The following is a 13,254-nucleotide window of genomic DNA, read 5'->3' as shown; positions in this document are numbered from 1 at the left end:
ATCCCCGGCGGCCCCGAACTCCGCGCCAAGGGCTGGCGGCAGGAAGCTCTGCTGCGCCTGCTGGAGAACGTTCTTGCGGTCGGCGAGAACCCCGATGAGCTGATCGTCTATGCCGCCCTGGGCAAGGCGGCGCGCAATTGGGCGAGCCACAGGGCGATTGTCGAGACGCTGCTTGATATGGACGAGGACCAGACGCTGATCATCCAGTCGGGCAAGCCGATCGGCCTGCTCAAGACCCATGCCAAAGCGCCGCTGGTGATCATGGCCAATTGCAACATCGTCGGGCAGTGGGCCAAGGCGGAAGTGTTCTATGAGCTGGAGAAGAAGGGGTTGATCTGCTGGGGCGGGCTGACGGCAGGGGCCTGGCAGTATATCGGCAGCCAGGGCGTCATCCAGGGCACCTATGAGATATTCATGCGCATCGCCGAGAACCGCTTCGGCGGCGATCTGGCAGGCCGCTTTATCCTGACGGCAGGCCTGGGCGGCATGGGCGGGGCGCAGCCACTGGCGGGGCGCATTGCGGGCGCCGCGATCCTTTGCATCGATATCGACCCCGAGCGCGCCCGCAAGCGCAGGGAAATCGGCTATCTCGAAGAGATCGCACCCGATCTCGACACGGCTTTGGCCATGATTGACAGGGCCGTGGCCGACAAGCGGGCGACCTCCATTGGCCTCGTCGGCAATGCCGCCGAAATCTACCCCGAGATCTATAGGCGCGGCATCGTTCCCGACATCGTCACCGACCAAACCAGCGCCCATGACCTGGTCTATGGCTATGTGCCCAAGGGCATGTCGCTGGACGAAGTCAGGCGCCTCCGCATCGAAGGGCCGGGGCAGTTGATGGCGGCGAGCCGCGCCTCGATCGTCGACCATGTCCGCGCCATGCTGGCTTTCCAGCAGGCGGGCAGCGAGGTGTTCGACAATGGCAACCTGATCCGCACCCATGCTAGGGCGGGCGGGGTGGAGAACGCCTTCGATATCAAGATTTTCACCGAAGCCTATCTCAGGCCGCTTTTCGCCCGGGCCATCGGGCCGTTCCGCTGGATGGCGCTGTCTGGTGACCCCGAGGACATCAGAAAGATCGACGACAGGCTGCTGGAGATGTTTCCGGACAACCGGATCGTCACCAACTGGATTGCGCTGGCCCGCCAGCATGTGCCCTTCGAGGGCCTCCCGGCGCGCATTGCCTGGCTGGGCCATGGCGAGCGCACGGCGCTGGCGCGCGCGGTCAACGCCATGGTGGCGGATGGGACGCTGTCTGGCCCGGTAGCCTTCAGCCGCGACCATCTTGATGCGGGTGCGATGGCGCATCCCAATATCATGACCGAGCGCATGAAGGACGGCTCGGACGCCATCGCGGACTGGCCGATCCTCGACGCCATGCTGCTCTGCTCGTCCATGGCTGACCTGGTCGTCGTCCATTCCGGCGGTGGCGGCTATGCCGGCTACATGACCTCGGCCGGCGTGACGGTGATTGCCGACGGCACGCCCGGTGGGGACGAGAGGCTAGAGCACGCGCTGACCAACGACACGGCCCTCGGCGTGATGCGCTATGCGGATGCCGGGTACGAGGAGAGCCTGGACGAGATTGCCGCCAAGGGCATTGGGCATATCAGGGTGGGCTGAAATCATGGCCCACTCGCGATGTCATTCCGGCGAAGGCCGGAATCCATGCGGTGAATCATCCAAAACCTGGCTGCCCGCCTTGAACCACGGACGTGGATTCCGGCCTTGCCGGAATGACGTTGTGGTTGTTTCTTGGCTACGCGCTTGCCTTCATCGCGACGCTCGCTATCACCCGCTGTTTCAGTGCATCCCCCACCGCAAAGATGGTCGGAGCCGACAGCGGAAATGCCTCCACCGCCCTCACAGCCTCGCCAATGGTCCCCCGCCAGACCTGTTCGTCGGCACGGCCGACATTGCCGGCAATGATTGCGGGCGTGTCGAGCCCCATGCCCTGGGCGCGGAGCTGGCTGACGATCTCGGGCAGGGTGCGGCGGGACATGTAATAGACGCTGGTGGTGGCCGGATCGGCGAGACCGACCCAGTTGAGCGTATCGGGCAGCACGCCCTTCCGCGAATGGCCGGTAACGAACCGCACCGACTGGGCGTGGTCGCGATGAGTCAGCGACATGCCGAGACGGCTGGCCAGAGCCAGCGCGGCGGTGACACCAGGCACGACGCTGACGGAAATGCCGTGGCTTTCGAGCATTTCGATCTCTTCGCCGGCCCGGCCAAAGATCATCGGGTCGCCGGACTTGAGGCGGACCACATGCTTGCCCTGGCGTGCCAGCGTCAGCATCATCTCGTTGATGTCTTCCTGGCGGCAGCTTTCGCGTGCAGCGCGCTTGCCAACCAGCATGCGCTTGGCCTCGCGGCGAGCCAGTTCGAGCACTTCCGACGACACCAGGTCGTCAAACAGGATCACGTCTGCCGATTGCAGCGCGCGCACAGCCTTGATCGTGAGCAGATCAGCATCGCCGGGTCCGGCGCCGACCAGCGTGACCCTCCCCACAGGCGGTGCCGCCAAGATGGCCTCGATGTCGCCATCAACAGGCGTCGGTGCTGCGTCGCCAAAGGCGCGGTCCACCAGTCGCTCCCAGAAGGCGCGGCGTTGCGGTCCGGCTTCCAGTTTGTCCATGACACTGGCGCGAACCTGCCGGGCCAGATGCGCCCAGGCGCTGAGCGTCGCCGGCAGCAACGTCTCGATACGCCGGCGCACGGCCTGGCCCAGAATGGGTGCCGCGCCGGCGGTGGAGATACCGACGACGACTGGTGAGCGATTGACGATGGTGCCGAACTGGAACTGGCAGAATTCCGGGCGGTCGATGACGTTGTAGGGCACGGACGCGTTGCGGGCAGCTTCGACGAAGGCGAACGCTTGGGCGTCATCCTCGATATCGGCGACGGCAAGAGCCGCACCGGAGAGATCGGAGGGCGACCATTGGCAATCGACCAGGCTGATCGTACCCGCAGCCGCGCCGCTTTCCGCGAGGGCGATCAAATCGTCACACCACTCGCCGATGGGCGCCAGCACCTGGACATGGGCGCCGGCCGCAGCCAGCAGCTCGATCTTCCATGTGGCGGCCTCGGAACCGCCGATGGCGATGACGCGCTTGCCGATCAGATCGAAGAATACCGGCAGGACCGCCAGTGGCGCGACCCGGTCAGCGCGGGATTTATTCGGCTGCCTGGAGACCACGTGCATTGATGATACCTCTGATTTCGGCACGGCAGGAACCGCAATTGGTCCCCGCCTTGGTGCAGGCACCCACAGCCTCAACCGTGCTGCAGCCCTGCTGGGTGATGGCTGCCGCGATGGTGTTGATGCCCACCGAAAAACATGAACAGACGATGGCGCCGCTATCGGGCATGTCGGCGCCCGGGCGGCCGGCGAGAACTGCCACCGCGCCAAGGTCGTCGGCTTCCAGCAGGTCAGCGGCCCACTGGCGCGACACCAGCACCGGATCGGGCGCTGTGTAGAGCGCGACGACCAGCCTGCCATCCTCGATCACGGCGAAGCTGCTGCGGCCCGAGCGGGCATCGCGCACGGTTTCGACGGTCGCCGTGTCGGGCAGGTCAAAGGCCGTGCGCAACCAGGTCGCGAGATCGGTCGGTTCCTCGAACCAGGCGAGTTCACCGCGTATGCCGCCGATCGCCTCGGCAATTGCCCAATAGCCTGCGTCGAGCACCGGGCGGTTGGCGGAAACAAAGAAGCCATAGAGCCTGGTATCGACAGGTTCGGCATGTACCTCGGCCATCTTCAGCGCCGGCTGCGACGAGACGGGGTCGACCTTGGCGGTCACCAGCGCGTCGATACGACCATTGGACGCGAACTGGTCGGTCCAGTGCATGGGAACAAACAAATGTCCCCGCCGCTGTCGATCGGTCACCAGCGCGCGGACCACGGCGCTGCCATGGCGGTTGTTGAGGCGGACCAGTGTGGCGCGGCGGATATTGAGCCGCTCGGCATCGGCGGGATGCAGCTCGACAAAGGGCTCGGCATAGTGCGCGGACAGTCGCGCGGTTTTGCCCGTGCGCGTCATCGTGTGCCAATGGTCGCGCACGCGGCCGGTGTTGAGCATGAAGCGGCCCGGGGGTGGGGCGAAGGGTGGCGGCGGCAGCACCGGGACGAAGCGGGCCTTGCCATCGGGCGTGGAGAAATGGCCATCGCCAAACATGCGGGCCGTCGGCTTGCGGCGGACTGGCCACTGGGTCGGGGGCAGGGTGGCATAGTCGGCGCCATCAAGCCCGCCGAGATCGAGGGAACGGCTGCCCTCGTTCTCGAAGGCAGAAAGCGCGACATGCTCGGCAAAGATCTGCGCCGGGCCATCATAGGAGAAGGCCGCACCAAAGCCCATGCGCTGGGCCACTTCCTTGATGATCCACCAGTCGGGACGGGCTTCGCCCGGCAGCGCCAGGAACGGACGCTGGCGAGAAATCCGGCGCTCCGAATTGGTGACCGTACCGTCCTTCTCGCCCCAGCCGGCCGCCGGCAGGCGCACATGGGCGGTGACCCCGGTATCGGTGCGAGCGGACATGTCGGAGACGACGACGAAAGGGCAGGCGGCAAGGGCCGCGCGCACCGCATCGGCTTCGGGCATGGAATCCACCGGATTGGTTGCCATGATCCAGACGGCCTTGATCTCGCCACGGGCGATCGCCGCGAACATGTCGACAGCCTTGAGACCAGGCCCGCTGGCGACTGTGCTGCTGCCCCAGAAGCGGCCGACCCGGTCAATGGCTTCGGGCGTGAAGTCCATATGGGCGGCGAGCATGTTGGCGAGGCCGCCCACCTCGCGGCCGCCCATGGCATTGGGCTGGCCGGTGACCGAAAACGGCCCCATGCCAGGCCGGCCGATGCGGCCGGTGGCCAGGTGGCAATTGATGATGGCGTTGACCTTGTCGGTGCCCGACGAGGATTGGTTGACACCCTGCGAATAGACCGTCACGACCTTCTCGGTGCGCCCGAACCAGTCATAGAGTATCTCGACGGCCTTGGCTGGAACGCCAGCCGCCTCGGCGACGCGTTCCACCGGCCAGTCTTCGGCCACCAGCAAGGCGGCGTTGTAGCCGCTGGTGTGGTCGGCGATGAAATCGGGGGCAGTCATGCCATTGCGGGCCAGATGCGCGAGCAGGCCGACGAACAGCGCGCTGTCGCCGTCCGACTGCACGGCAAGATGGAGATCGGCAATGTCGGCGGTTACCGTGCGGCGCGGATCGATGAGCACGACACGCATGTCGGGCCTTTCGGCCTTGGCCTTGACGATCCGCTGGTAGAGCACCGGGTGGCACCAGCCCAGATTGCTGCCCACCAGCACGATGAGGTCGGCCAGCTCCAGATCCTCGTAATTGCCCGGCACCGTATCGGAGCCGAAGGCGCGCTTGTGGCCGGCCACCGACGAAGCCATGCAGAGGCGCGAATTGGTGTCCATGTTGCCCGAGCCGATGAAGCCCTTCATCAGCTTGTTGGCGACATAGTAGTCTTCGGTCAGCAATTGGCCGGAGCCAAAGATGGCGACGGCGTCGGGACCGAATTCGTCGATGGTTTGCCGGAAAGTGCCGGCAACGCGATCAAGCGCCTGGTCCCAGCTGGCCCGCACACCATCGATCTCCGGATAGAGCAGCCGCCCATCGAGCGACAGCGTCTCCCCTAGCGCCGAACCCTTGGAGCAGAGCCGCCCGAAATTCGCGGGATGGTCCGGATCGCCCGCTATGGAGACCGAGCCATCGGCCTGGGGCGTTGCCAGCACGCCGCATCCGACACCGCAATAGGGGCAGGTGGTTCGAGTGGTGATGCTGGCCATAGTTTGGTTCATTCGGCGGCCGCGATCTGTCCGTCGGCGCGCCCGGCGCGCTTGAGGCGGATGCGGTCGAGGGTTTCCTGATCCGGATTGGCGCCGCCCTCATAGGCTTCGAGGAAGCCAAGCAGCTCCTCGCGATAGGCGTAGTAATCCTTGTGGGCCAGCAGCGCCTTGCGTGAGCGTGGCCGTGGCAGGTCCACGTCCATGATATTGCCGATGCGGGCATTGGGGCCGTTCGACATCATGACGACCCTGTCGGCCAGCAGGATCGCCTCGTCCACGTCGTGGGTGACGCAGATGGCGGTGACCTGCGTCTTGGCCCAGACATCCATGAGCACGTCCTGCAACTCCCAGCGCGTGATGCTGTCGAGCATTCCGAACGGCTCATCAAGCAGCAGCAGTTTGGGCGACAGGGCGAAGGCGCGCGCAATGCCGACGCGCTGCTTCATGCCATTGGAGAGTTCGGCTGCCGGGCGGTGCATGGAGTCGCCGAGGCCGACGCGCGCCAGGTAATACTCGACGACATCACGCCGCTCGGCGGGGCTGGCATTGGGATAGACCCGGTCGACGCCAAGCGCGACATTCTCGCGGGCGGTGAGCCACGGCATCAGCGACGGCGCCTGGAACACCACGGCGCGGTCGGGGCCGGCGCCAACGACTTCGCGGTTGTCGAGTACGATGCCGCCTGATGAGATCGGGTTGAGGCCCGCGACCATCGATAGCACCGTGGACTTGCCGCAGCCGGAGTGACCGATCAGCGTGACGAATTCGCCCTTCTTCATCTTGAAGTCGAAGCGATCGACCACCGTCAGCGGTCCCTTGGGCGTCGGGTAAACCTTCGATACCTGCGAGAATTCGACGTAGCCGGCCTTGGTTGGCGAGGCTGCCGCCTTGGCGTAGGCCTCCGGCATTTTCGCCGATTTGCCCCGATCGATCGGCACGACATTGGGCAGCGAGACGTCCCGCTCGCCCGAAACATTGCGCCCGGCGCCGACATCCATCAGATATTCGGTGATCTCCCGGCGCAGGGTGATGAAGCGGTCATCGCCGTTGAGTGCGGCGCGATCGCGCGGCCGCTCGATGCCAACAGAGAAGTTTGGGCCCAAAGTGGCGCCGGGGCCAGGCGTGAGGGGAATAACTCGGTCCGCGAGCAGGATGGCCTCATCCACATCATTGGTGATCAGGATGATGGTCTTCTTCTCCGCCTCCGAGATCAGGGCGAATTCATCCTGCAGTTTGGAACGGGTCAGGGCATCGAGCGCCGAAAGCGGCTCGTCCATCAGCAACACTTCGGGTTGCATGGCCAGGGCCCGGGCAACCGCCACGCGCTGGCGCATGCCGCCTGACAGTTCCGAAGGCCGCCGGTCGACGGCATGAGAAAGCCCGACCATGTCGATATAGCGCTTGCGCAGCGCCAGGCGATCAGCGCGGCTCATGGACTTGTGCACGGCGTTGATTGCCAGATCCACATTGCCGCCCACCGACAGCCAGGGCATCAGCGAATAGGATTGGAACACGACGCCGCGCTCGGGGCCGGGGCCATCGATTTCGCGGCCCCGGAAGATGATCCCGCCCTGGTCGGGCTCGATCAGCCCGGCCAGCATCGAAATCAGCGTGGTCTTGCCCGCACCCGAAAAACCCAGGATAGCGACGAACTCGCCTTCCTGGACATTCAGGTTGAGGCCAGTCAGCACGTCGGTGCGCTTGGCGCCTTCCCCATAGTGCTTGGAGACATCGGAAAGCTGGAGAATGGTCTTGGTCACTGCGCTCTCCTAGCGATTGGAGGAGAAGGTGAAGGCGGTCTGCAGCGTGAACATCACCCGATCGAGCATGAAACCGATGATGCCGATGGTGAGGACCGCAACCATGATGCGGGACAGCGAGTTGGACGAACCGTTCTGGAACTCGTCCCAGACGAACTTGCCCAGGCCCGGATTCTGCGCCAGCATTTCGGCGGCGATCAGGACCATCCAGCCCACACCGAGCGACAGGCGCAGACCCGTGAAGATCAGCGGCAGTGCGGAGGGCAGCACCAGCTTGGTGATGGTTGTGGCGGTCGACAGCTGCAGCACCTTGCCGACATTGACCAGGTCCTTGTCGATCGAGGCGACGCCCAGGGCGGTATTGATCAGCGTCGGCCACAGCGAGCAGAGCGTGACCGTGACCGCCGAAATGATCAGAGCCTTGGGGAAGGCTTCGTTGACATCAACATAGACCGCCGAGACGATCATGGTGACGATGGGCAGCCAGGCCAGGGGCGATACCGGCTTGAATAGTTGGACCAGCGGGTTGAGCGCACCATTGAACGGCCGGCTGAGGCCCGATGCGATCCCCAGGGGAACTGCGACTGCGGTCGCGATCAGGAAGCCCAGCCCCACGGTCTTGAGGGAGGTCAGAATCTGGTCGAGAAAGGTCGGCTTGCCGGTAAAGCTGCGGAACTTGACGTCTTCGGGCCGTCCATCAGCAATCAGTTCGGCGTTGCGCTCGTCCTGGCGGGCATAGAAGGAGGTCTCCTTCTCGCGCTCTGCAATATGGTCCTGCCAAAGGGCCCCAGCCTGTTCCCAAACCTGGGCCGGGCCTGGAATGGCACCTAGCGAGGTTTGCACCTGCGGCGCCAGCATTGCCCAGGCCGTCAGAAACAGGACTATGCCCATCAGGGGGAACAGGAGGCTGTCACGCAGCTCGCCCAGCTGTTCGCGCGGGTCATCGCCCGCCGCGATTTTCAGCAATGGCGTCAGCCAGCCCAGCCCGAGGGCACTCAACCAGGCCGCAGCCCGATTGATACCGGCAAATAGCTTCTGGCGCCTCCGGTCGGAACGGCCCTTATCGGAAACGTCGCTGGCGATGCTCATGGTCTTCATCCTGTTTTCGTCGCGTTGCGGTGGCCGGACCGAACGGGGCCCGGCCTTGCTCTCTTGGGTATCAGGGGGTTTCGCCGGTCTTCAGACCGATAGCGAAGCCGTCGATATAGGCGTTGGGCGTGCGGCCGTCATAGGAGACGCCGTCGATGAAGTCTGCGGTAGGAGCGCGATAGCCATCGCTGTCCCACGGCACGTCGGCCTCTTCGATCATGCCCTCTTCGACCAGCAGGCGAGCTGCCTCCAGGTAGATGTCGGGGCGATAGACCGACTTGGCGATTTCCGCATACCAATCATCCGGTTTGTCTTCGGCGATCTGGCCCCAGCGGCGCATCTGGGTGAGGTACCAGACGGCGTCCGAATAGTAGGGATAGGTGGCGAAGTGCCGGTAGAAGACGTTGAAGTCGGGCACGTCGCGCTTGTCGCCCGGCTCGTATTCGAAGGTGCCGGTCATTGAGTTGGCGATGACGGCGGCGTCGGCGCCGACATATTCGGAGCGGGCGAGAATTTCGACCGCCTCGCCACGATTGGCATTGTCGTTCTCATCCAGCCACTTGGCGGCGCGGATCAGGGCCTTGGTCACGGCAATAGCCGTTTGGGGGTTCTGCTCGACAAACTCGGCGGTCATCCCGAACACCTTTTCGGGATTGTTCTTCCAGATTTCGTAGTCGGTGATGACAGGAACGCCGATCTTCTTGAAGACGGCGGCCTGGTTCCAGGGCTCGCCAACCGAGTAGCCGTCGATAGTGCCTGCTTCGAGGGTAGCAGGCATCTGCGGGGGCGGCGTCACTGACAGATAGGCTTCAGCGCCAATCTGGCCGGACACATCCTCGGGCGAATAGAAGCCCGGATGCACGCCACCGGCGGCGAGCCAGTAGCGCAGCTCGTAGTTGTGGGTGGAGACTGGAAACACCATGCCCAGATTGAACGGCCGGCCTTCGGCCGCAAACGACTCGATCACCGGCTTCAGGGCCTCAGCGCTGATCGGGTGCTGCGGCAGTCCATCGGCACCCATCGTCAGGCTGGGCTTCATCAGCTCCCAGACGGCATTGGACACAGTGATGGCGTTGCCATTGAGGTCCATGGAGAATGGCGTGACGATATGCGCTTCCGTGCCATAGCCAATGGTGGCGGCCAGTGGCTGCCCCGCCAGCATATGCGCGCCATCCAGTTGACCGGTGATCACGCCATCCAGAAGCACCTTCCAGTTGGCCTGCGGCTCCAGCGTCACGAACAGGCCTTCGTCTTCGAAGTAGCCCAGCTCGTAGGCGATGGCCAAGGGCGCCATATCCGTAAGCTTGATGAAGCCAAACTTCAGTTCGTCTTTCTCGACATCGAGCATTTCGGCCCGGGCGCTGATCGGCGCCATCACACAGGCGGCCAGAAGGCCGGCGGCGAGGGCCGGAGCCAACCGCCGCCGGGTTGGCGTGGACTGCCTGTTGATCTTGGTCTGCGTCATGTAGTTCTCCATCTGCACCGATAGGAAAAACAAAAAGCCGCCAACGGGCCGACGCACCCGGTCTTGATGACCGTCTGCGGGAACCTGTTGGCAGCTTTGCCTGGAGACGTCCCATCTTTGGAACGTCGACTTGAAGAGCGTCTTGGGAGGAGCTCGTTCGCTGAAGACATTGCACGAAGCGTGCCAAGTCGGCTGTGTGCAGGATTATTGAGCCGGATCAGCAATTTGAGAGAACCTGGCTTCCACTGGGGCGAGAGCCGTGGTGGCGCCTGATGGCCCAAAAGCTCGCCAAACTGCCTAATATTGACGCAACTTTGTAGGGCTGCCCAACATTGCAGCGCGAACTCTAGCCGCTCTGGCGCTGCGAGGCGATGTAGGCGTCGACGGCGGTGGGATCAAAAATCCTTCCGTCGAAAAACAGATCGGGGCCCATCGTCAGGCGCCCATTGAGCGCTTCGATCTCGCCGGGTTCTGCACGGGCGCCATCGGCTTTGTAGTCGGCGGCGGGCACAGCGGCCGAAACGGGTGCCAGTGCTGTCCGATAGAGGTCGGGGCGGAAGCAGGCAGCAGCCAGCGCAGCATTTTCGGCGCTGGCGGTGACCTCTCCCCAGCGCACCATCTGGGAATAGTACCAAAGCGCGTGGCTCTTCCATGGGAAGTTGGCGGCGTAGGCGTGGGGAATGAAGTGGTCGGGAACCTGGCGGGTTACGCCGCCGCCGATGTCGAGCATGCCCGAAAGAGCCCGGGCGACGATCTCGCTGCTCGTGTCGAGATAAGCGGCGCCGGACATGATGCGCGCGGCCTCATCCTGATTGGCCGGATCGGCGCACCATAGGCCGGCATTGTAGATGGCCCGGATCAGGGCAGACACCTGGTCGGGATGTTCGTCGGCCCAGGCAGCGCGCATGCCGATCACCTTGTCGGGGCTCGACTGCCATATCGACGCCTTGACGGTGGCGATATGGGCGCCCTTCGTGGCAACCCCGATGCTGTTCCACGGCTCGCCGACACAATAGCCGTCGATACCGCCCGTACTCAGCGCATCCGGGAGCAACGGGGGCGGCAGCACGACGATTTCCACGTCACGGTCCGGCATGATGCCGCTCGCGGCCAGCCAGTAGCGCAGTTCGTAATTGTGGGACGAGGTCTGATGCACCACGCCAAAGCGCAGCTTGCGCGACGAACCGGCTACGACCCGGGCAAGCGCGGCGCCAGCGGGGCCTGCCGCAAGGTCGCCTTGTGCGCCCTGATCGGCCATGGCCTTCCAGAGATCGGCGCTGACCGTTATGGCATTGTTGCCCAGGCCCAGCACGACCGGAGTGATCATCGGCGTGGCGATCGGGGTCAGGCCGAGGCTCGCAGCCAGCGGCATGGGCGCCAGCATCTGGGCGATGTCGAAATGGCCGATGGCGGCGCGGTCACGAATATTGGCCCAGCTCGTTTCGCGGATGAGATGCAGCTCCAGCCCCTCGGCCGCCGCGAAACCCTTCTCCTGCGCCAGCACCAGGAGCACGCTGTCGAACAGAGGCAGGAATCCAGCGGTCAGATGGGTGAGGGGCATGGCGATTTCCTATGGGCCGAGAAGATCGGCTGCGGTCACAAGGCTCTGGGCGATGTCGACCATTCTCCGGTTCTGGTTCATGGCGGTGGAGCGAAGCAGGGCATAGGCATCGGCCTCGCTGAGACTGCGGGTGCGCATGAGAATGCCCTTGGCCTGTTCGATGATCTTGCGGTCCTCGAGTTCGCTGCGTGCCTGCTCGAGCTCCCGCGTCAGGCGGGAGAAGGCATTGAAGCGCGAGATGGCCATGTCGAGGATCGGCTTGACGCGCTCCTTCTTGAGCCCGTCCACCACATAGGCGGAGACGCCGGCCTCAACGGCCTTCTCGATCATCGCCCCGTCCGAGCGATCCACGAACATCGCGATGGGCCGCTGGATGGCGCGGGACAGCGAGAAGAAATGCTCCAGCGTGTCGCGCTTGGGGTTTTCCAGGTCGATGACGATGACGTCGGGCTTGGTGGCCTCGATGGTCCGCGCCACCTCGTTGACATCGTGAATCACTGCGACGCGAAAATGCCCGGCCTCCCGCAAGCCATCCTCGATGATGGACGCGCGGATGCGGTTCTCGTCAATGATCAGAACTGAGAGGTCGGGGCTGGACATCGGCCGCACTTATGCCGGTGCCCAGAAAAAGCACAAGGGCCATATGTGCACAATTCGTATGCAAAGTTGGCGTCGCTTGGGCGCTAGCCCTTCGCGCTGACTTCGTTACGCCAGCTATATTGCGGCGAATAGCCTAGCATCCGCTTGGCCTTCTCGATCGAGAGCAGGGTGCCGTTGGTCGTGAGATTGCCCTTGGCCGGCACATCGGGGAAAACCTCTGCCAGCAACGACATATTGGAGCGGCTCATGACCGTATCGGCATTGGCGATGATGAAGGCCTCAAAGCCGGTGAAATCAGCCTGGATCGAGCGGCGAACCGCCTGAGCGCCGTCGCGGGCATCGATATAGCCCCACAAGTTCCATTTGCGGCTGCGCGGATCGGCGTCGAAGCGGGGGAAGGCCGCATAATCTTCCGGATACATCACGTTGGAAAACCGCAGGCCGACAATGCGCAACTCCGGGTCCCAACGGCAGAACTGGGCCGCCATGGTTTCATCGAGCAGCTTGCCCAGCGCATAGGCGGATTCCGGCCGCGGATAGTATTCCTCGTCCACCGGCGCATAGGGCGGCGGCGTATCGAACGGCAGGCCAAGCACGGTCTCGCTCGAGGCAAAGACGATGTTCTTGATGCCCGCCAGGCGGCTGGCCTCCAGCACATTGTAGGTGGTCGGGACATTATTGGCGAAAGTCCGGGCGTTGGCCGCGAGCCCGGGCGCTGGAATCGCCGCCAGATGTACGACGGCATCGAACGGTCCCTTGCGCTCATCGACGCCGCCCAGGATGGCCGCGGCCACCTCACCAAAATTGGTCAGATCGATTCGCACGCTGGGGCAGATGGGCTCGGGCAGGGCCTGCTGATCGATGTTGAGCACATCATAGCCATGCGCGACCAGGTCGCGCAGCACCGCGCGCCCGAGCTTGCCGCTTCCGCCCGTTACCAGAACCTTGGCCATGCGAACCTCCTCTATTTCC

9 protein-coding genes are annotated in these 13,254 nt (G+C 64.1%); 1 reads left to right on the top strand and 8 read right to left on the bottom strand.

The window, feature by feature from the left end:
* A partial coding sequence (locus IH615_RS16780; protein WP_291363595.1) for a urocanate hydratase occupies positions 1 to 1,626 on the top strand: 1,626 nt, incomplete at its 5' end.
* 136 nt (positions 1,627 to 1,762) lie between these two features.
* On the opposite strand, the gene cysG is transcribed toward IH615_RS16780, so the two are convergent.
* From cysG to IH615_RS16740, 8 genes are all read right to left on the bottom strand, one after another.
* A complete protein-coding gene (gene cysG, locus IH615_RS16775) occupies positions 1,763 to 3,208 on the bottom strand; it encodes a siroheme synthase CysG (RefSeq protein WP_291363593.1) in 1,446 nt (481 codons plus the stop codon).
* Positions 3,180 to 5,807: a nitrate reductase gene (locus IH615_RS16770; protein ID WP_291363591.1), complete on the bottom strand. Its 2,628-nt coding sequence runs from the start codon at positions 5,805 to 5,807 to the stop codon at positions 3,180 to 3,182. Before IH615_RS16770 ends, cysG begins: the two co-directional genes overlap by 29 nt.
* An 8-nt stretch (positions 5,808 to 5,815) precedes the next feature.
* The gene (locus tag IH615_RS16765; RefSeq protein ID WP_291363589.1) at positions 5,816 to 7,567 is read right to left on the bottom strand and encodes a nitrate ABC transporter ATP-binding protein; all 1,752 of its coding nucleotides are present in this window, start codon (positions 7,565 to 7,567) and stop codon (positions 5,816 to 5,818) included.
* Between the two features lie 9 nt (positions 7,568 to 7,576).
* Positions 7,577 to 8,656 carry an ABC transporter permease gene (locus tag IH615_RS16760; RefSeq protein WP_291363588.1) on the bottom strand — a complete coding sequence of 360 codons (1,080 nt, stop codon included), beginning with the start codon at positions 8,654 to 8,656 and terminating at the stop codon, positions 7,577 to 7,579.
* A gap of 70 nt (positions 8,657 to 8,726) precedes the next feature.
* On the bottom strand, positions 8,727 to 10,031 hold the full coding sequence (locus IH615_RS16755; protein ID WP_291363599.1) for a CmpA/NrtA family ABC transporter substrate-binding protein: 1,305 nt from the start codon (positions 10,029 to 10,031) through the stop codon (positions 8,727 to 8,729).
* Positions 10,032 to 10,467: 436 nt separating this feature from the next.
* Complete coding sequence (locus IH615_RS16750; RefSeq protein ID WP_291363586.1) at positions 10,468 to 11,682, bottom strand: CmpA/NrtA family ABC transporter substrate-binding protein; 1,215 nt, start codon at positions 11,680 to 11,682, stop codon at positions 10,468 to 10,470.
* Positions 11,683 to 11,691: 9 nt separating this feature from the next.
* Positions 11,692 to 12,282 (bottom strand): ANTAR domain-containing response regulator, encoded by a 591-nt coding sequence (locus tag IH615_RS16745; protein WP_291363585.1) that lies wholly within the window; start codon positions 12,280 to 12,282, stop codon positions 11,692 to 11,694.
* Between the two features lie 83 nt (positions 12,283 to 12,365).
* Positions 12,366 to 13,235 carry an NAD(P)-dependent oxidoreductase gene (locus tag IH615_RS16740; RefSeq protein WP_291363584.1) on the bottom strand — a complete coding sequence of 290 codons (870 nt, stop codon included), beginning with the start codon at positions 13,233 to 13,235 and terminating at the stop codon, positions 12,366 to 12,368.
* Positions 13,236 to 13,254: the final 19 nt, after the last annotated feature.

Origin of the sequence: Devosia sp. (assembly GCF_014860165.1) — a bacterium.
GTDB lineage: Bacteria > Pseudomonadota > Alphaproteobacteria > Rhizobiales > Devosiaceae > Devosia.
The sequence above is the reverse complement of the archived record's forward strand: the minus strand, read 5'-3'. Positions and strand labels throughout refer to the sequence as shown.